General features: G+C 71.5%; 15 protein-coding genes. 11 read left to right on the top strand and 4 right to left on the bottom strand.

Going from position 1 to position 18,747, the window contains the following annotated elements:
• Nucleotides 1-41 precede the first annotated feature (41 nt).
• The 3 genes from F563_RS0100280 to tssH all read right to left on the bottom strand — a co-directional run bounded on the left by F563_RS0100280 (nucleotide 42) and on the right by tssH (nucleotide 3,888).
• On the bottom strand, nucleotides 42-518 hold the full coding sequence (locus F563_RS0100280; protein WP_019012627.1) for an Hcp family type VI secretion system effector: 477 nt from the start codon (nucleotides 516-518) through the stop codon (nucleotides 42-44).
• A gap of 173 nt (nucleotides 519-691) precedes the next feature.
• A complete protein-coding gene (locus tag F563_RS0100275; protein ID WP_019012626.1) occupies nucleotides 692-1,168 on the bottom strand; it encodes an Hcp family type VI secretion system effector in 477 nt (158 codons plus the stop codon).
• Between the two features lie 77 nt (nucleotides 1,169-1,245).
• Nucleotides 1,246-3,888, bottom strand: a complete 2,643-nt coding sequence (tssH, locus tag F563_RS0100270; protein WP_019012625.1) for a type VI secretion system ATPase TssH — start codon at nucleotides 3,886-3,888, stop codon at nucleotides 1,246-1,248.
• Between the two features lie 120 nt (nucleotides 3,889-4,008).
• On the opposite strand from tssH, the gene tssA reads away from it, so the two are divergent.
• The 11 genes from tssA to F563_RS0100215 all read left to right on the top strand — a co-directional run bounded on the left by tssA (nucleotide 4,009) and on the right by F563_RS0100215 (nucleotide 16,684).
• Nucleotides 4,009-5,130, top strand: a complete 1,122-nt coding sequence (gene tssA, locus F563_RS0100265) for a type VI secretion system protein TssA (protein WP_019012624.1) — start codon at nucleotides 4,009-4,011, stop codon at nucleotides 5,128-5,130.
• 147 nt (nucleotides 5,131-5,277) lie between these two features.
• On the top strand, nucleotides 5,278-5,784 hold the full coding sequence (gene tssB, locus F563_RS0100260; RefSeq protein WP_019012623.1) for a type VI secretion system contractile sheath small subunit: 507 nt from the start codon (nucleotides 5,278-5,280) through the stop codon (nucleotides 5,782-5,784).
• A gap of 4 nt (nucleotides 5,785-5,788) precedes the next feature.
• Entirely contained in the window at nucleotides 5,789-7,282 is a 1,494-nt protein-coding gene (gene tssC / locus F563_RS0100255) for a type VI secretion system contractile sheath large subunit (RefSeq protein ID WP_019012622.1), read from the top strand.
• A 22-nt stretch (nucleotides 7,283-7,304) separates the two neighbouring features.
• Nucleotides 7,305-8,831, top strand: coding sequence for a type VI secretion system contractile sheath large subunit (gene tssC, locus F563_RS0100250; protein ID WP_019012621.1), 1,527 nt, complete (start codon nucleotides 7,305-7,307; stop codon nucleotides 8,829-8,831).
• The gene (locus tag F563_RS0100245) at nucleotides 8,828-9,658 is read left to right on the top strand and encodes a type VI secretion system accessory protein TagJ (protein ID WP_019012620.1); all 831 of its coding nucleotides are present in this window, start codon (nucleotides 8,828-8,830) and stop codon (nucleotides 9,656-9,658) included. Before tssC (F563_RS0100250) ends, F563_RS0100245 begins: the two co-directional genes overlap by 4 nt.
• A gap of 44 nt (nucleotides 9,659-9,702) precedes the next feature.
• The gene (gene tssE / locus F563_RS0100240) at nucleotides 9,703-10,203 is read left to right on the top strand and encodes a type VI secretion system baseplate subunit TssE (RefSeq protein ID WP_019012619.1); all 501 of its coding nucleotides are present in this window, start codon (nucleotides 9,703-9,705) and stop codon (nucleotides 10,201-10,203) included.
• A gap of 43 nt (nucleotides 10,204-10,246) precedes the next feature.
• Complete coding sequence (tssF, locus tag F563_RS0100235) at nucleotides 10,247-12,025, top strand: type VI secretion system baseplate subunit TssF (protein ID WP_019012618.1); 1,779 nt, start codon at nucleotides 10,247-10,249, stop codon at nucleotides 12,023-12,025.
• A complete protein-coding gene (tssG, locus tag F563_RS21015; protein WP_019012617.1) occupies nucleotides 11,989-13,122 on the top strand; it encodes a type VI secretion system baseplate subunit TssG in 1,134 nt (377 codons plus the stop codon). The genes tssF and tssG overlap by 37 nt, the downstream gene beginning before the upstream one ends.
• Nucleotides 13,119-14,660 carry a class I SAM-dependent methyltransferase gene (locus F563_RS0100225; RefSeq protein WP_019012616.1) on the top strand — a complete coding sequence of 514 codons (1,542 nt, stop codon included), beginning with the start codon at nucleotides 13,119-13,121 and terminating at the stop codon, nucleotides 14,658-14,660. The genes tssG and F563_RS0100225 overlap by 4 nt, the downstream gene beginning before the upstream one ends.
• 96 nt (nucleotides 14,661-14,756) lie before the next feature.
• On the top strand, nucleotides 14,757-15,476 hold the full coding sequence (locus tag F563_RS0100220) for an OmpA family protein (RefSeq protein WP_019012615.1): 720 nt from the start codon (nucleotides 14,757-14,759) through the stop codon (nucleotides 15,474-15,476).
• 89 nt (nucleotides 15,477-15,565) lie between these two features.
• Complete coding sequence (locus F563_RS0100215; RefSeq protein WP_019012614.1) at nucleotides 15,566-16,684, top strand: hypothetical protein; 1,119 nt, start codon at nucleotides 15,566-15,568, stop codon at nucleotides 16,682-16,684.
• Here the strand turns inward: F563_RS0100215 and F563_RS25820 are convergent.
• Nucleotides 16,594-18,720 (bottom strand): protein kinase domain-containing protein, encoded by a 2,127-nt coding sequence (locus F563_RS25820; protein ID WP_051089297.1) that lies wholly within the window; start codon nucleotides 18,718-18,720, stop codon nucleotides 16,594-16,596. The two genes, F563_RS0100215 and F563_RS25820, sit on opposite strands and share 91 nt — an antisense overlap.
• Nucleotides 18,721-18,747: the final 27 nt, after the last annotated feature.

Raw genomic sequence — 18,747 nt, 5'->3', positions numbered from 1 at the left:
GTGGCGCGCCGGGCCCGTGGCGGTCGCGCGGATCGCGCGTCTCACATGGTCTTGGCCGCGCCGATGTCGTAGGCGACGGTCATTGCTCCGCCGGCTGCGCCCTTGGCGTCGCTCCCCTTGTACTTGTATTCGAACTTCACGAAGTTGAGCGACAGCGATTCCATCGGCGCATCACCACCCGAGGAGACGGAGTAGCTCGCGACCAGCGTGTCCTCGAACTTGTAGGTGCAGAGTTCCTCCATCTCCTTGCCGGTGCGGGTGATGACGATCTTCACCACCTTGCCGTCCATGCCGATGAGGCCCTCCTGGAACAGCAGTGGCGAGGCCTTGTCCATCTGCTTGGTGACGACGACCTCGCTGACCGAGGGAGCGGAGGCTTCCCGGTTCGCCGCCCTGCCGGTGGGTGTGGAGATGCCGCGCCCCGAGCCGAACTGCAGCGAGTTCAGCTCGATCCATTTCTCGTAGCCCTTGGCGGTGACGTTCCCGTCGATCCCGTCGTACTTCATGTAGATGGCCATGAGACCCTTCCCTCTCAGTCCATGCTGTCGGTACGGCTGCTGAGGCCCGAACGACCCGCCCGGGCAACGTCACCGATGTCCCCAATCACCGTAGCCGAAACCCTTTCACGATGCCAGTCGGACCTGTCGGCGACACGCCACGCCCGGACCGTCGTCCGAGCCCGCCGGTGGCGTCACATCGTCTTGGCCGCGCCGATGTCATAGGCGACCTTGACCGGCCCGCCCTTGGCGCCGGCGGCATCGCTGCCCTTGTAGTTGTATTCGAACTTCACGAAGTTGAGCGACAGCGACTCCGACGGCGCGTCCCCGCCCGTGGAGACGGAGTAGCCCGACACCAGGACATCCTCGAACTTGTAGGCGCAGAGTTCCTCCATCTCCTTGCCGGTGCGGGTGATGACGACCTTCACCACCTTGCCGTCCATGCCGACCAAGCCCTCCTGGAACAGCATGGGCGAGGCCTTGTCCATCGTCTTGGTGACCACGACCTCGCTGATCGACGGGGCGGAGGACTCACGGTTCGCCGCGCGGCCGGTCGGCGTCGTGATGCCGCGGCCGGAACCGAACTGGAACGAGTTCACTTCGATCCACTTCTCGTAGCCCTTGGCGGTGACGTTCCCCTCGATCCCCTCATAGTGCATGTAGATGGCCATGAGATCCTTCCTTTCTCGGCGCGCTCTGGCCGGTCAACGCCACGGGGCTGTCGCGCGTTGTCCCGGCATGTCACCCATCAGTTGATAGCGTAACGGAACCCGCCCTCCGAATCCAGCCCGACATGCGCGGTTGCGATGGTCTTCCCTTCCGCAAGTCGTTGCAGAATCTCCGCCGACATCTCCGGCAGCATGGTGCGCGAAAGGATGTTCTCCACGTTGCGCGCGCCGGTTTCGCTGTGCTTGCACCGCCCGGCGATGGTCTCGACGAGACTGTCCTCCCAGGTGAAGCTCGCGCGGTAGTTCTCGAACAGCCGCTTGCGGATGCGCCCGAGCTGCAGCAGCACGATCTGGCGCAGCACCGACTCCGACAGCGGGAAGTACGGCACCATCGTGACCCGGCCGAGGAAGGCCGGCTTGAACACCTTCAAGAGGTCCGGCCGGATCGCCTCGGCGAGGCCGGCGGCGTCCGGCATCGTCTCGGGATCGGCGCAGAGCTTGGCGATCGCGTCGGTGCCGGCATTGGAGGTCATGATGATGATGGTGTTCTTGAAGTCGATGTCGCGGCCTTCGCCGTCCTTCATGTTCCCCTTGTCGAACACCTGGTAGAAGATGTCCTGCACGCCGGGGTGCGCCTTCTCCATCTCGTCCAGCAGCACCACCGAGTAGGGGCGCCGGCGCACCGCCTCGGTCAGCACGCCGCCCTCGCCGTAGCCCACATAGCCGGGCGGTGAGCCCATCAGGAGCGAGACCTTATGCTCCTCCTTGAACTCGCTCATGTTGATCACGGTGAGGTTCTGCTCACCGCCGTAGAGCAGGTCGGCGAGCGTGAGCGCCGTCTCGGTCTTGCCCGTGCCCGAGGTGCCGACCATCAGGAACACGCCGAGCGGCTTGCGCGGATCCGAGAGTTTCGCCCGGCTGGTGCGCACCGCCTGGGCGATCGCCTCCAGCGCCTGCGGCTGGCCAACGATCCGCTCCTCCATCTTCTCCTTCAGCGTCAGGATGGTGCGGATCTCGTCCGACTGCATCCGCCCGGCCGGGATGCCGGTCCAGGACTCGACGATCTCGGCGATCGCGTTGCTGTCCACCACCGGGTGGATGAGCGGATGCTCGCCCTGGAGCGCATGCAGCCGGTCATTGAGCGCGGTCAGGCTGGCGCGCAGCGCGTCCTTGTCGCCGGTGTCCTCCTTGCTCTCGATCTTGCCGCGGATCTCCTGCATCTCCGCGACCAGCGTCTTCTCCTGCTCCCAGCGCTCCTCCAGCGCCTTCAGCGCCTCGGCGACCTTCTGGCGCTCCTCCAGCAGCTCGCCCTTGCGCGCGCCATGGTCGGCGCCGGCCGCCATCTCTCGGTCGAGAATCTCGACCTCGGTGTCGATCAGCGCGAGCCGGCGCTGCTTCTCCTCGATCGGCGCGGGGATCGCGGCCTGGCTCATCGCCACGCGCGCGCAGGCGGTGTCGATCAGCGACACGCCCTTGTCGGGGTTCTGGCGCGAGGGGATGTAGCGCGCGGAGAGCTTCACCGCCGCCTCGACCGCCTCGTCGAGGATGCGCACCTTGTGGTGCTTCTCCAGGATGTGGACGAGGCCGCGGATCATCGCGACCGCCACGGGCTCGCTCGGCTCCTCGACGCGCACCACCTGGAAGCGGCGGGTCAGCGCGGCATCCTTCTCGAAGTACTTCTTGTACTCGGCCCAGGTGGTCGCGGCGATGGTGCGCAGTTCGCCGCGCGCGAGCGCGGGCTTGAGCAGGTTCGCCGCATCGCCCTGGCCGGCCGAACCGCCCGCGCCGATCAGCGTATGCGCCTCGTCGATGAACAGGATGATCGGCTTGGGCGAGGCCCGCACCTCCTCGATCACCGATTTCAGCCGGTTCTCGAACTCGCCCTTCACGCCGGCGCCGGCCTGCAGCAGGCCGAGATCGAGCGTGCGGATCGTGACGTCCTTGAGCGCATCCGGCACGTCGCCCTTGGCGATCCGGTCGGCGAAACCCTCGACCACGGCGGTCTTGCCCACGCCCGCCTCGCCGGTGAGGATCGGGTTGTTCTGGCGCCGCCGTGTGAGGATGTCGATCACCTGGCGGATCTCGGTGTCGCGGCCGAGGATCGGGTCGATCTTGCCGGCCTTGGCGCGCGCGGTCAGGTCGATCGTGAACTGATCGAGCGCCGCCGTGGAGGCGGGACGCGCCGAGGGCGCACCGTCGGGCCCGGGCGCGGCGCCGGCCTCCGCCATCTGGGTCGCGGTCTTGGCCTCGGCGCTGTCCTTGGTGATCGAGGCGAGGTCGCGCTTCAGCATCGCCGAGTTGATCTTGGCGAACTGGGGCGAGGCCTCGTGCGCGAGCCGGGCGAGATCCTCGTCCACCAGCAGCGCGAGCAGCAGATGGCCCGAGCGCAGCCGCCCGGCGTTCTGCTCCAGGCTCGCGAGCAGCCAGGCCTGCTTCATCAGCTCGATCACGTTGGGCGAGATCGCCGGCGCGCGGCTGTTGCCGGTCTTCAGCTTGTCGAGCACGCGCGTGAGGTCGGTGGTGAACCGGCCCGGATCGACATCGTAGTTGCGGAAGATGTAGCCGAGATCGCTGTCGGCCGCGTCGGCGAGCTTGAGCAGCCAGTGCTCGATCTCGATGTTGTAATGGGTGCGCGAGAGGGTGAGTCCCGCCGCCGCCTCCAACTGCCGCCGGCAGTAGTCATTCAGGCGACCCACCAGGGCCTTGAGGTCGATCGCCGCCACGTGGTTCCCTCCGCTTCCGTTTCGCCCTGGGGCGGGTCACAGTAGGTTTGTCGCCGGCGGGTTGTCCAGCGCCGGCGTGGCACCCGGCGCGGCCTTGCGCCGGCATGCAGGGAGGCAGGTGTGGCGCTCGACGGTTTTGACCTCGCACGGTTCCTTCAGCCGATCGAAGGCGACAATCCGGCGGGGGTGGATCTGCGGCAGGATTTCTCGCCAAGCTCCACCTACTACCGTCTGCGCGATGCGCGCGCCGAGGCACGCGCGGCCGAACGCGCGATGGACGCGACACCCGAGGAGACCGCCGTGCCGCCGCAATGGCGCACGATCGAGGACCTCGCCGCCAAGGCGCTGGAGAGCCAGTCCAAGGATCTCGAAGTGGCGTCCTGGTACACCGAGGCGCTGCTGCGTCATCACGGCTTCGATGGCCTCGCGGCCGGCATCAAGGTGATGCACGGGCTCGTGGATGCATTCTGGGACACGATCTATCCACGTCCCGATGAGGATGGTCTGGAAACGACCGTGGCGGGGGTGGCCGGGCTGAACGGGGTCGGCGGCGACGGCACGCTGGCCCAGCCGATCCGCAAGGTGGCGTTGTTCCGCGACGTCCAGGGCGCGCCGATCGCGCTCTGGCAGATCGAGCAGGCCGACGCGTTGCAGAGCCTTGAGCCCGAGCGGCGCCAGGCGCGCATCGCCGCCGGGGCGCTCTCGCTCGACATGATCGAGAAGGGGGCGGCGCAGATGCCCCGCGCGCATTGGGCGGAGCTGCTCCCCGCCGTGCGCGACGCGCTCGCCGCCTGGCAGGCGCTGGGCGAGGCGCTCGACACGAAGGCGGGCGCGGCGGCGCCGCCGACCTCGGCGGTGCGCGGATTGCTCGAGGCCGTGCTCGCCGCACTGCTTCGCTTCGCAGGTGCGAATGCACCCGACGAGGGCGCGGAGGCGGGCGCGGAAGCAGCCTCCGGTGCGGCGGCGGGCGACGCGGTGAGCGCGGCCGGGGCGCCGGCGCGCGGCCCCGCCCGGCCGGGCGAGATCGCCAGCCGCGAGGACGCGCTGAAGCTGCTCGACGACGTGGCACGCTGGTTCCGCCGCGTCGAGCCGCACTCGCCGCTCTCCTATACCCTGGAGGAGGCGGTGCGGCGCGGGCGCATGACGCTTCCCGAGCTGTTGCAGGAGACGTTGCAGGACGAGACGGCGCGCCAGGCGTTCCTCACCGCGCTCGGGATTCGTCCGCCGCCGCCGCCGGAGTGACGCGGCTCACACCGCGGTCGGTCCGCGTCGGGATCGTGTTGACCCGGCGGTTGCGCGCGCCGTATCGTGAAGCTTGTATCGGGGTGCAGAGCGGCTCTCCCGCCGCCACCCGTCGATCTTGTCCATGTCGAAGGAGGAAAGGCGCGCATGGCGAGCGTTCACGAGAAGCTGACGCGCGTCCGTCGGCCGCGTGTGCACATCACCTACGAGGTCGAGACGGAAGGCGCGATGGTCCAGCGCGAGCTGCCCTTCGTCGTCGGCGTGCTGGGTGATTTCTCGGGCGATCCGACGCAGCCGCTGCGGCCGATGAGCGAGCGCAAGTTCGTCCAGATCGACCGCGACAACTTCAACGACGTCATGGCGCGGATGAATGTCGGCCTGAACCTGAAGGTCGACAACAAGCTCGCCGATGACGGCAGCCAGATGGCCGTGAACCTGAAGTTCAACAGCATCGACGACTTCGATCCCGGTCGGATCGTCGAGCAGGTGCCGGCGCTGAAGGCGCTCCTGGAGACGCGCAACAAGCTGCGCGATCTCATGAGCAAGGTGGATCGTTCCGAGGAACTGGAGGGTCTGCTGGAGCAGGTCCTGCAGAACGAGGAGAAGCTGAAGACCCTGTCGGCCGAGCTCGGCCTCGACAAGAAGGGGGAGTGATCCGATGGCCGAGGCACAAGGCGCTCCCGCCGGCGCACCCGGCGCGGCAGCGGTCGAGACCGAGAGCCTGCTCGGTGCGGCGATCGCCGCGACCAAGCAGACCGAGAAGGACCGCGCCGAGGAGCTGATCAAGACGCTGACCGAGGAGGCGTTGAAGGGCACCGTCACCTTCAACAAGAACCTCACGGTCACGTTCAACCGCGCGATCGAGGCGATCGACCGCAAGATGTCGGCCCAGCTCGCCGAGATCATGCATCAGCCCGCCTTCACCAAGCTGGAAGGCACCTGGCGCGGCCTGCACTACCTGGTGATGAACTCGGAGACCGGAACGAGCCTCAAGATCCGCGTGCTGAACGCGACCAAGCGCGAGCTGAACCGCGATCTGACCAAGGCGACCGAGTTCGACCAGAGCCAGCTCTTCAAGAAGATCTACGAGAACGAGTTCGGCACGCCGGGCGGCGAGCCCTATGGCGCGCTGATCGGCGACTACGAGTGGACGAACCACCCCGACGACATCGAGACGCTGCGGCTGATCAGCAACGTCGCGGCGGCCTCCTTCGCGCCGTTCCTCTCGGCGGCGAGCGCCCAGCTCTTCGGCTTCTCGGACTGGACCGAGCTCTCGAAGCCGCGCGACCTCGCCAAGATCTTCGAGACCGCCGAGTACATGAAGTGGCGCTCGTTCCGCGACACCGAGGACAGCCGCTTCGTCTCCCTCGTCATGCCGCGCGTGCTCGCGCGCCTGCCCTACGGCGCGAACACCAAGCCGATCGAGGAGTTCGGCTACGAGGAGGCGCCGTTCAACGAGGCGGGTGCCGCCCAGGCGATGGGCCATCACGACTACTGCTGGATGAACGCGGCCTATGTGATGGGCGCGCGGCTCACCGACGCCTTCGCCAAGTACGGGTTCTGCACCGCGATCCGCGGCGCCGAGGGCGGCGGCAAGGTCGAGAACCTGCCGACCCACGTCTTCACCTCGGATGACGGCGACCCCGACGCGAAGTGCCCGACCGAGATCGGCATCACCGACCGGCGCGAGAACGAGCTCTCGAATCTCGGCTTCCTGCCGCTCTGCCACTACAAGAACACCGACTACGCGGTGTTCTTCGGCGCGCAGACCACGCAGAAGCCGAAGAAGTACGACCGGCCGGAGGCGACCGCGAACGCCGCGATCTCGGCGCGCCTGCCCTACATCATGGCGACCAGCCGGTTCGCGCACTTCCTCAAGGTGATGGCGCGCGACAAGATCGGCTCGTTCATGGAGGCCTCCGACTGCGAGGCGTGGCTGAACCGCTGGATCAGCAACTACGTCAACGGCAACCCGAATGCGGGGCCGGAGATGAAGGCGCGCTATCCGCTGCGCGAGGCCCGCGTCGAGGTGAAGGAGATTCCGGGCAAGCCGGGCGCCTACAACGCGGTCGCGTACATGCGCCCGTGGCTGCAGATGGAGGAGCTCACCACCTCCATGCGCATGGTCGCGCGCATCCCGCAGAAGGCCTGAGCCCGGGGGCCGGACCGGGGTCGTGACGGAGGGCGGCTCAGAGACCGGTGCGGCCGCCCCGCTGCGCGATGCGGTGCTGGCCGGAGCCCTGTTCGGCCGCGCGGGCGAAGGCGCGGCCGAACGGCTCGCCATGTTCGTGGCCGGCCAGGTGCCGCCGCTCGCCGCCTGGTTCGGCCAGGCGGAGGGCGCGCGGCTGCTCGACGATCCCGAGGCGCTGCGGCTCGCCCTCGATCGCGATGTCGCCGCGCTCGATGCGATGCTCGCCGATCAGGTCGATGCCATCCTTCACCATCCTCGCCTCGCCGCGCTGGAGGCGTCCTGGCGCGGGCTGCAATGGCTGGTCGCCGAGGCGGGGGCGCTGCCGCGGGTGAAGCTGAAGGTGATCACCCTGCCCTGGGCCGAACTGGTGCGCGATCTCGAACGCGCGATCGAGTTCGACCAGAGCCGCATCTTCGACAAGGTCTACGAGGGCGAGTTCGGCACGCCGGGCGGCGAGCCCTTCGGCCTCTTGATCGGCGACTATCACGTGCGCCATCGCCGGGGCCCCGACTACCCGACCGACGATGTCGCGGCACTCTCCGCCATGGCCGGCGTCGCCGCGGCCGCCTTCGCGCCCTTCGTGGTGAACGCCGATGCGTCGCTGTTCGGGGTCGAGCATTTCGGCGAGCTGTCCGGCGTGCGCGACCTTGCCTCGATCTTCCGCACCCAGGACTACGCGCGCTGGCGCAGCCTCCAGGACCGCGAGGATGCCCGCTTCCTCGGCGTGGTGCTGCCGCGCGTGCTGGCGCGCACGGCCCATGCCAATGACGGCACGCGGGCCGACGGCTTCGTCTATGCCGAGGCGTGCGGCCGGCTGTCGGACCGGCCCTGGGTCGGGGCGGTCTACGCCTTCGCCGCGGTGGTGGCGCGCGCCGTCTCGGCGCATGGCTGGCCGGCCGACGTCAAGGGCACCGACCGCGACCGGATCGGGGGCGGGCTGGTCGTCAACCTGCCCGTCGAGCGCTTCCCGTCCGATCGCGCCGGGGTCGGCCCGCGCTTCGCCACCGAGATCGCGCTCACCGACCGGCAGGACCAGGACCTCTCGGAGCTCGGCTTCATCCCGCTCACCTGGCTGCGCAATACGCTGGAAGCGGCGTTCGGCGCCTGCCGGTCGCTCCAGGTCGCGCGCGCCTACACGGGCGAACGGGGCGCGGCGGCGAGCGCGAATGCGCGGCTCTCGGCGCAGCTCTCGACCATGCTCTGCGTCAGCCGCTTCGCGCACTACGTGAAGATGCTCGGGCGCGAGAAGGTCGGCTCCTACGCCTCGGCCGAGGATTGCGAGGCGATGCTGCGCGACTGGCTCGCCAACTACGTGAACGCGAATGCGCGCGCGGGCGCGGAGATGATGGCGCGCTATCCCCTGGCCGCCGCCCAGGTGCAGGTGAGCGAGCTGCCCGGCAAGCCGGGCCAGTACGGCTGCACCATCCATCTCCAGCCGCAGTTCCAGCTCGATGACGTTGCGGCAACCTTCCGACTTGTTACTGAAGTACCGGCGAGGAGCGCGGCATGACCGACCCGACTGGCCAGACGGCCGATCCGACCTCCCCGGGCGCGCTGTTCCGCGCCGGCAGGCTCGACGACGCGGTGGCGGCGGCGAACGCGGCGGTGCGCAAGGCGCCCGCGGATCCGGCGCCGCGCATGCTGCTCGCGGAGCTGCTGCTGTTCCAGGGCAACCTGGAGCGCGCCGACACGCTGATGGATGCGCTCACCACCATGGAGCCGGCGCTGGCGCTCCAGGGGGCGGCGTTCCGCCAGCTCGTCCGCGCCGAGCAGGCGCGCCGGCAGATCTGGACCGAGGGCCGCCTGCCCGAGTTCCTCGGCGAGCCGAGCCCGCACCTGAAACGCATGCTCGCGGCACTCGTCCAGCTTCGCGCGGGCGACCCCGCCGGCGCGGTGCGCGCGCTCGCCGAGGCCGAGGAGGCGCGCCCGCCCGCGGCCGGTTTCGCCGGGTCGGCGCCCTTCACCGATTTCCGCGACGCCGACGATCTCTGCTCCGGCTTCTTCGAGGTGCTGACCACCACCGGCAAGTGCTTCTGGGTGCCGACCGAACGTGTCGCCGCGCTGGAGTTCCACCCCCCCGAGCGGCCGCGCGACCTGTTCTGGCGCCGCACCACCATGTCGGTACGCGACGGTCCCGACGGCGAGGTCTACATCCCGGCGATCTACGTCGCCGATGCCGCGAGCCAGCCCGATCCGATCCGGCTCGGCCGCGCGACCGACTGGGTCGGCGGCGACGGCGCGCCGACCCGCGGCCTCGGCCAGCGCGTCTTCCTGGTGGGCGACGAGGGCCATGGCATCATGGAACTCGGCACGCTCGCGTTCGGCGCACCCTCATGAAGCGTCGCGTTGCGGAATGAGCCGGTGACGATGCTGCGCCCGCGATGCTGAGGCCTGGCGAGCGCGCGGCACGCGTCCAGCTTTCGGTGCTGGACCGGCTGCTCGATGACGATCCCGACCGGCCGCAGGATCGTCCGCCCTCGCCGGCGGAGACGCTCGCCGCGCTGCGCCGCGCCGCGCGGCGCGACCTCGAGGCGCTGCTGAACGCGCGTCAGCGCTGGCGCTCCTGGGCGCCGGAGCTCGCCGAACTCGCGCTCTCGCCGATCAATTTCGGCGTGCCCGACTTCACCGCCGGCTATTTCGCCGCCGAGGAGCGGCGCGAGGCGTTCCGGCGCGCGACCGAAACGGCGATCCGCGCCTTCGAACCCAGGCTGCGCAACGTCAAGGTCTCGCTCGCCAAGCCGCAGGACGATCTCGACCGCACGCTCCGGCTGCGCATCGATGCGCTGATGATCGCCGATCCCGAGCCCGAGCACGTCACCTTCGACACTGCCTTCGACGCCGCCGCCATGGCCTTCCGCGTGCAGGGTTCGGACGCTGTCTGACATCGACGACATCCTTCCCTACTACAACCGCGAGCTTGCCTATGTGCGCCGGCTCGCGGCCGAGTTCGCGGCTGCGCACCCGAAGATCGCCGGGCGGCTCAGGCTCTCGCCCGACGCGATCGACGATCCGCATGTCGCGCGGCTGATCGAATCCTTCGCCTATCTCACCGCGCGGGTGCGCCACAAGCTCGACGACGAGTATCCCGAGCTCACCGACGCGCTGCTCGGCGTGCTCTATCCCCACTATCTGGCACCCGTGCCGTCGGCGGCGATCGTGCAGTTCACCGGCCTGCCCTCCGCGACCGCGCCCTACACCGTGCCCGCCGGCACCAGCCTCGACACCGAGCCGATCGGCGGCGAGCGCTGCCGCTTCCGCACGATCTATCCCGTCAATCTCGCGCCGATCACGATCGACACGGTGCGGCTCTCGGGCCTGCCCCTGCAGGCGCCGCCCAATCCGCAGGCGCGCGGCGCGGTGGGCAGCATCCGCATCGGGCTCACCTGCCTTGCGGCCGACATGAGCTTCGCCAAGCTCGGCATCGACGAGCTGCGCTTCTTCCTGCGCGGCGTGCCGCAGGTCGCGCTGCCGCTGCACGAGCTGATGGTGAACAACACCGTCTCGGTCGCGCTCGCGGACAGCCCGAACGATCCCGATCCGGTGATCCTGCCGCGCAGTGCGGTGCGCGAGATCGGCTTCGCGCCCGAGGAGGCGCTGCTGCCCTGGCCCGCGCGCGGTTTCGCCGGATTCCGCCTGCTGACGGAGTACTTCGCCTTCCCCGAGAAGTTCCTGTTCGTCGAGCTCGGCGGGCTTGCCGGCAAGACGCTCGTCTCGGGCGGCAACCGGCTGGAGATCTTCCTCTATCTCGACCGCGCGCTGCCCGAGCTCGAACGGCTGGTCGGGCCGGAGGCGCTGGCGCTGGGCTGCGCGCCGGTGGTTAACCTGTTCCCGCAGCGCTGCGACCCGCTGGCGCTGGACGGAACCTCGGCGGAGCTCCGGATCGTTCCGGATGCGCGGCGCCCCAGCGCGCTCGAGGTGTGGTCGGTCGAGGCGGTGCGCGAGAGCCGCCCCGGCAGCCCGCCGCGCGTCTGGCGGCCGTTCTACCGGCTCGACCCGTCCGCGCCCGAGGGCGTGGATGCGGCCGCGCCGCGCTACCAGGTTGTGCGCCGGTCGGCGACGCCGCCCTTGCAGGGCACCGACGTGTACGTCGCGCTCGCGGATCCGGTGTTCGATCCCGCCAAGCCGGGCGATTCCACCCTCTCGGTCGATGCCATCTGCTGCAACCGCGACCTGCCCTCGGCCTTGCCGTTCGGCGGCGGGCGGCCGCGGCTGACCGCGGTCGAGGGGCTGGGCGGGGTCTCGACGATGGCGATGCTGACCGCGCCGACGCCGACGCTGCGGCGCACCGCGCGCGAGGGCGGGCAATGGGCGCTCGTCTCGCACCTGGCGCTGAACCACCTCTCCGTCACCGGCGGGGCCGAGGGAGCGGAGGCGCTGCGCGAGATCCTGCGCCTCTATGACCTGCGCGAACTCGCCGAGACGCGCGCGGTGATCGAGGGGATCGTCTCGGTCACCGCTGAACCTGGCGTGGCGCGCGCGCCGGGCGGGCGCATGGGGGCCTTCGTCAGCGGGCTCGACGTGCGCCTCACCCTCGATCCGCGCGCCTTCGCCCAGGGTGCCTACCTGTTCGCCTCGGTGATCGAGCGCTTCCTCGCGCTCCATGCGAGCGTCAACAGCTTCGTCCGCCTCACCGCCGCCTTCGCCGGGCGGCCGGGCGTGATCCGCACATGGCCACCACGCGCCGGCGCCGAGCCGCTCCTGTAGTCGAGCGGCTCGCGCGCGAGCCCGAGCGCTTCGCGCTCGTCGATGCGCTGCGCGTGCTGGAAGCGGCCGCACGGCGCGATGCCGCGCGCGATCGCCGCTTCGAGGCGCGCGCCCCGCTCGGCGGCGATGCGGAGCCGAACCGCGAGGTCGCTCGCCTCGCCGGAGTGCTCTCGCTCGCCTTTCCCGCCGCCGAGATCGCCTCCTACCGGCCGGGCGAGGAGGGCGCGCCGCCGCGCCTCGCGGTGAGCTTCCTCGGCCTTGTCGGACCGGGCGGCATCCTGCCGCGCCACTACACCGAGCTCGCGATCGCGGCGAGCCGTGCGCGCAGCGTGGCACTCGCCGACCTGCTCGACCTGTTCACGCACCGGCTGCTCTCGCTCTATGCGCGCGCCGGCGTGAAGTACCGCCACACGCGGCTCGCCGAGGCGACGCCGCCCGACCGGGTCGATCCGGTGACGGCGGCGCTCAAGGCGGTGATCGGGCTCGGCACACGGGGCGTCGCGGGCCGCCTGTCGGTGCCGGACGAGGTGCCGGTGTTCTATGGCGGCCTGTTCGCCCAGGCCCCGCCCTCGGCGGCCCGGATCGAGGCGATGGTCTCGGATCTGCTGGGCCGGCCCGTGCGGGTGCGCCAGTTCGTCGGCGCCTGGCTCGCCGTGCCGCCCTCCGAGCAGAGCCGCCTGCCGGGGCCCGGCTTCCTGCCCGGCGCCCATGGCCGGCTCGGCGTGGATGCGGCGATCGGCACCCATGCCTGGAATCCGCAGGCACGGTTCCTGCTCGAACTCGGCCCGCTGGATGCCGCCACCTTCGCCTCGCTGCTGCCGGGCGGGCGGCTGCTCAACGATCTCGTCCATCTCGTGCGGGGCTATGTCGGCCCGACCATCGGCTTCGCGGTCAATCCCCGGCTGAAGCCGGAGGCCGTGCCGAGGCTGGTGCTGGGCGGGGAAGGCCCGCCGCCGCGGCTGGGCTGGACCACCTGGTTGGGTGTGCGCGACGATCCGCGCCCGGCCGGCGAGGCGGTGTTCCGGGCCGAGGCGGTCGAGGCGCTGGCGCGCGCGGCGCGGCGCGGCGGGGCAGGGGAGCGAAGGGCGGGGGCATGACCGGCTGGAGTGGCGGCTACGTTTCCGACATCGACTACCTGCCGTGGTTCTTCCCCCCGCAGGCGCCGGCGCATCTGGGCCTCGCCCTCACCATCGCCGGGGTCGAGCACGCGATGGCGCGGCACGACTTCGCCTACTGCGATCTCGGCTGCGGCATGGGCATCACCGCTGGCGCGATCGCGGCGGCCAACCCCCGCGCGCGGGTCTATGGCGTCGATTTCAGCCCGGGCCAGATCGCCACCGCGCGCGCGCTCGCCGAGGAGGCCGGGCTGCCCAACCTCACCTATCTGGAGGCCGATTTCGCCGAGCTCGCCGCCGCGCCGCCCGCCGACATGCCGCTGTTCGACTGCGTCAGCATGCACGGCGTCTGGGCCTGGGTGTCGGACGAGACGCGCGCGGCGATCGTGCGGTTCCTCGCCCGGCAGGTGAAGCCAGGCGGCGTGGTGCATGTCGGCTACAACGCCCTGCCGGGCTGGCAGGACATGTTCGGGCTGCGCCGCTTCCTCGCCGAGGTGGCGGCCGGACTGCCCGGGCGCAGCGACCAGCGCATCGAGGCCGCGCTCGAACTCGCGCGCGAGCTGAACGCGGCGGGCGCGCCGCATTTGAGGCGCTCGCCGATGGTGCAGCGCGTGCTGGAACGGTCGCGCACCATGCCGTCGGTCTATCTCGCGCACGAGTACCTGAACGAGAACTGGCGGCCGATGTTCCACAACGAGGTCGCGGCCGAACTCGGCGAGGCGAAGCTCACCTACGCCGCCTCGGGCGACCTGGCCGAGAACTTCGCCGATCTCTGCCTCGATGCCACCCAGCGCGCGCTGCTGGACCGGCTGCCGGGCCAGGCGGCACGGGAGACCGCGCGCGATCTCTGCCTGGAGCGGATCTTCCGCCACGACATCTTCGTGCGCGGCCCGCGCAGGCTCACCAACGCGGCGCGCAGCAGCCTGCTTGCCGGCGCGATGCTGATCGGCAGCCGGCCGGGCGAGGAGCCGATCTTCCAGGTCGATGTGCCGGCCGGCAAGGCGACCATGTCGGAGGCGGCCTATGGGCCGATCTTCGCCGCACTCGCCGAGCGGCCGCGCAGCGTGGGCGAGCTCGCGATGCTGACCAGCCAGGCCGGGCATCCGACCTCGGCGGCCGAGATCGTGGCGATGCTGCTGATCTCCAACCAGGCGCTGTACGTGCCGTTCCCCGAGGCGGGCCCCTCCGAACCGGGGCGGCGCTGGGCGGTGGCCCTCGCGCGCCGCTTCGCCTTCGGTGAGATGTCGACCACGCTCGCGCTGCCGAGCCCGCGCCTCGGCAATGGCATCGGCGCGCAAGCGCCCGAGATGCAGGTGCACGCCGCGCTGGTCAGCGGCTGCGCGCCCGAGGCCGGCATGGTGGCGGACTGGATCGTCGGCGAGGTGCGCCGGCGCGGCGAGGCGGTGATCGAGAACGGCGTTGAACTGCCGCCGGACGAGGCGCGCAGCCGCGTCGCCGCGACCGCCGCCAAGGTGATCCAGGACCGCCTGCCGCTCTGGCGCAAGCTCGCGATCGCCTGAAAGGCCAGGATGGCGCGCGGCGTGGAACCATCCCGGTCAATGGGTTAGACTGCTTGCGCAATCCGGATCCGACCAGTCCCAGGGGGAGGAAGAGAGATGCGTCGCACGATCATCGCCGCGGTGGGCGCCGTGGCCGGGGCCGCGAGCCTCGCCCTCCTGCTCGCCCAGGGCCCCGCGATGGCCCAGCCCCGTGACCCCACCGCCACCGACATCATCGACGCCCTGCGCCCGCGCCCGGGCCAGGCGCAGCCGGCCACGCGCGGCATCCGCCCGGTGGCGCCGCAGGCCACACCGGCACCCGCCACCGCGCCGGCGGCGGCACCCGCCACCGGCGATCTGCGGCCGGTCGCACCAGCCGCGCCAAGCACGCCCGCCACGCCCGCGCCGACGCAGCAGGCGGCCCCCGTCGCGCCGATCGCCCCCGGGGCGCCGGTCCCGTCCGGCCCGGTCCCGTCGGCCGCCGAGGCGCCGTCGATCTCGCTCAGCGTGCTGTTCGCGGTGAACTCGGCCGACCTCACCCCGCAGGCGCGCCGGGTGCTCGACGAGCTCGGCCGCGCGCTCACCAGCGCCGATCTCAGCCCCTATCGCTTCCGCATCGAGGGGCACACCGACACCACCGGCAACCCCGACTACAACATGGTTCTGTCGGAGCGGCGGGCGCAGGCGGTGCGCGACTATCTGGTGCAGCAGTTCGGCATCAGCCGTACCAGGCTCGAGACGATCGGGCTCGGCCAGACGCAGCTCGCGGTGCCGACCGGCGACAACGTCAACGAGCCGCGCAACCGCCGGGTGCACATCGTCAACATCGGCAGCTAGGGCGCGCCGTGCCGTGACGGCCGGGTCCCCCGGTCGCGCGTGCTCTCCATCCGGGCCGCCGGCGGTCCGGACCATCACGCTTGCTTAGTGTGCGCCGGCCGGACGACGACGCGACCGTCGTTCTGCGCCGGCCTCCGGCCGGTGTGGCGCGGCCCGCGCCGCCACGGCGCCGCGCTGCGCTGGCCTGGGTTCTCGCCCTGGTTCTCGTGCTCGGCGGCGCGGGCGGCGCGGCATGGCTCTGGTTCCAGCGCGCCGCGCCGCCGCCCGCCCCCGCACCCGTCGCCGAGGCGCCGCCGCGGCTCGACCCGGCGCGACTGGCCGATCCGGCCACCATCCTCGCGCACCGCGCCGGCGCGCTGACGGTGTTCCGCCTCGCCGAGAACCCCCGCATCCTGGTGTTCGACTTCCCGAGCCTCGCCGAGCAGGGGCGGATGATGAACCGGCTTGCCGCGCTGGTGGAGAAGGAGGGGCTGCCGCGCGACCGGGTGCTGAGCGATGCCGAGCTCGCCGCCGCGATCGCCGAGCGGGGCGAGACCGAGGAGACCTTCTATTTCGGCCACAACTACCGCGTGACGCATATCGCGCGCTTCTTCGCCCTCGCCGCGCGCGACGGCATCGCGCTGAACGAGGCCGAGCGCCGGCTTGCCGCCATCTTGGCCGAGACCGGCGTCGCCCCGCCCGGCCCCGACGGCCTGCCCCGCCCCGCGGTCGAGGCGGCCGTGATCTCGCTCTCGGCGGTCGAGAACCCGCACGGCCATCCGTCAGGCCGCGTGGCGATCGATGCGGGGGTGCGCGCGAGCATCCTGCGCCACGAGCTGAGCCACGGGGAGTTCTTCACCAACGCCGAGTTCGCGGCGCATGTCGCGCGCTGGTGGCGCGAGCGGCTGACCGAGGCGGAGCGCGCCGGGTTCCGACGCTTCCTCGCCGCGGGTGGCTACGACCCGGCGGAGGAGGAGGTGATGATGAACGAGGCGATGGCGTATCTCATGCACACGCCCGATCCGCGCTTCTTCAACGCGGGCGCGATCGGCGTGAGCGAGGCCGCGCTCGAGGATATGCGCCGGCGCTTCCGCGACGGCATGCCCCAGACCTGGCTGTCGCGCGTCTGGCCGAGGCGTCAGCGCTCGGCGACCTCGACCATCAGGACGCGCGCGGCGATGCGGCCGGCCCGTCCGTCGGCGAGACGCTCGCGCAGGGCGGCGAGATAGGCCGAGGAGCTCTCGAAGTCCTCGCGCGCGGTCTCGAACAGCGGCCGCTCGCTCGCCAGCGCCACGATCATCTCGGTGCCGTAGGGCGGGCCGATCTCCCAGCGCTGCCCGCCCTCGGCCGGGTCGCCGAGCGAGACGCGGCTGCCGGCGGCGAAGCCGCGCGCGGCATCGGCCGCGTTCGGGTGCAGGTGCACGACCTCGCCGTCATGGGTGAAGTAGCTGACGCGCAGATAGGCCGGGAAGCGCGGCATGCCGATGCGCACGGTGAGCAGATCGCCGCGCACCAGCCGCAGTCGGTCACCGGCGAGGGCGAGGCTCAGCCCGGAGGGCGCCTCGCCGAACGGGTCGGCGAAGGGGCGCAGCAGATCGAGCGCGTCGCAATACGGACCCTCGAAGCCGCGCACGCGCCAGTCGACGGTCTCCCAGGGCACGCCGGCCGAGGCGAGGCGCAGCCGCAGCGCGGACTCGCCGCCGCCGGCCTGCGCGTAGCCGGTGAGGCGGACCCGGTTCGCGCCCTCGACATCGCCCGAGATGAGGGTGCAGCGGCTCGCCGCGACCGCCGCGGCCACCGCGCTGCGCAGCGTCGCCGCGGCGCTCGGGGCAGCCGCGAGCTGATCAGGCCGCGGCGGGGCGGGCGCCGGCACCACCGGCGGCGGCGCGACCGGCTCGCCGCGCGGCGCGGTCGGCTCGGCCCGCTGCACGGGCGGCGTCGTGGCTGCCGGCGCCGCTGGCGGCGGTGGCTCGGCGCGCTGGACGGGGGGCGTTGGCGCCGGCGCGGGAGGATCGGGCGCTGGTGTCGTCGGCTGGGCCTGCTGGGCCGGCGGTGTCGGCGCGGGCTGCGGTGCGGGGGTAGGCGTCGGCTCCGGCGGCGGGGGCGTCGGCTGGAGCACGGCGGTCGGCGGGGTGGGCGCGGACGGCGGTGGAACGACCGGCGGCACGACTGGCGCCGTGGGTGGCTGCACCTGCGCGATCGGCGGTGGGGCCGGCGAGACCGGCGGCGGCGCCGGCTCGCGCAGCAGCAGGAACCAGGCGGCGGCGGCCGCGGCGCCAAGGCCCAGCACGCCGCCCGCGATCGCCGCCACCGGCGCGCCGCGCCTGCGCTCGGGGGCGGCGGGCGCTGGTTGCGGCGCGGGCGCTGCGGGCTGCTTGGGCCCCGCCTTGCCGATCACGGTCGCGTCCTGGTCGACGCCGGCGATCGCGGCGAGCGGGTCGTGCTCGGCGCTGCGCACCGCTTCGGCGAGCGCGGCGCGGAACTCGGCCGCGCTCGCGAACCGCGCCTGCGGCCGCTTGGCCATCGCGCGCGCCACCACCGCATCGAGCGCGGGCGCGACCGACACGCTGATCTCGGAGGGCTTGGGCGGCTCGACGTTCAGCGCCTTGTGCATGATGGCGCTGAACGTGCCCTCGAACGGGCGGTCGCCGGTGAGCAGCTGATAGAGCACCACACCGGCGGAATAGAGGTCGGTGCGCAGATCCACGGGCTCGCCGCGGAACTGCTCGGGCGACATGTAGGCGGGCGTGCCGAGCACCGTGCCGGCCTGGGTCATGGTCGAGGACTCGATCCGGGCGATGCCGAAATCGGTCACCTTCACCTGGCCCGACTTGGTCAGCATGATGTTGGCGGGCTTGATGTCGCGATGGACGATGCCCTTCTCGTGCGCGTGGCCCAGCGCCGCGAGCAGCTCGTCCATCACGCGGGCGATCTCCTTGAGCGGCAGCCGCTCGCCCTTGTCGATCAGCCCCTTCAGCGAGCCGCCCTCGATGTACTCCATGACGAGATAGGCGAGCCCGCCCTGCTCGCCGTAGTCGTAGATCTGCACGACATTCGGATGCGACAGCCGTCCCGCTGCCTGCGCCTCGCGCTTGAAGCGGGCGATCTCCTCGGCGGTCTCGGCATCGCCCGCATCGTCGAGCTTGATGGTCTTGATCGCGACCGTGCGCTCGATCACCGGATCGATCGCGCGCCAGACCGTGCCGGCCGCGCCGCGCCCGATCGCGGAGAGGATCTGGTACTTGCCGAGGGTCTGGCCTTCCATCTCGGGGCCCGTTGTGGATGCTGGCAC

The organism is Elioraea tepidiphila DSM 17972, assembly GCF_000378465.1.
Taxonomy (GTDB): Bacteria; Pseudomonadota; Alphaproteobacteria; order Acetobacterales; family Acetobacteraceae; genus Elioraea; species Elioraea tepidiphila.
This window is presented reverse-complemented; position numbering and strand designations above follow the sequence as displayed.

Excerpts from the sequence above, each read along its gene's own strand:
- F563_RS0100280 (WP_019012627.1), bottom strand. The coding sequence starts at position 518 with ATGGCCATCTACATGAAGTACGACGGGATCGACGGGAACGTCACCGCC.
- F563_RS0100275 (WP_019012626.1), bottom strand. The coding sequence starts at position 1,168 with ATGGCCATCTACATGCACTATGAGGGGATCGAGGGGAACGTCACCGCC.
- tssG (WP_019012617.1), top strand. The coding sequence starts at position 11,989 with ATGGCCACCACGCGCCGGCGCCGAGCCGCTCCTGTAGTCGAGCGGCTC.
- tssB (WP_019012623.1), top strand. The coding sequence starts at position 5,278 with ATGGCGAGCGTTCACGAGAAGCTGACGCGCGTCCGTCGGCCGCGTGTG.
- tssE (WP_019012619.1), top strand. The coding sequence starts at position 9,703 with ATGCTGAGGCCTGGCGAGCGCGCGGCACGCGTCCAGCTTTCGGTGCTG.
- F563_RS0100245 (WP_019012620.1), top strand. The coding sequence starts at position 8,828 with ATGACCGACCCGACTGGCCAGACGGCCGATCCGACCTCCCCGGGCGCG.
- tssC (WP_019012622.1), top strand. The coding sequence starts at position 5,789 with ATGGCCGAGGCACAAGGCGCTCCCGCCGGCGCACCCGGCGCGGCAGCG.
- F563_RS0100225 (WP_019012616.1), top strand. The coding sequence starts at position 13,119 with ATGACCGGCTGGAGTGGCGGCTACGTTTCCGACATCGACTACCTGCCG.
- F563_RS25820 (WP_051089297.1), bottom strand. The coding sequence starts at position 18,720 with ATGGAAGGCCAGACCCTCGGCAAGTACCAGATCCTCTCCGCGATCGGG.
- F563_RS0100220 (WP_019012615.1), top strand. The coding sequence starts at position 14,757 with ATGCGTCGCACGATCATCGCCGCGGTGGGCGCCGTGGCCGGGGCCGCG.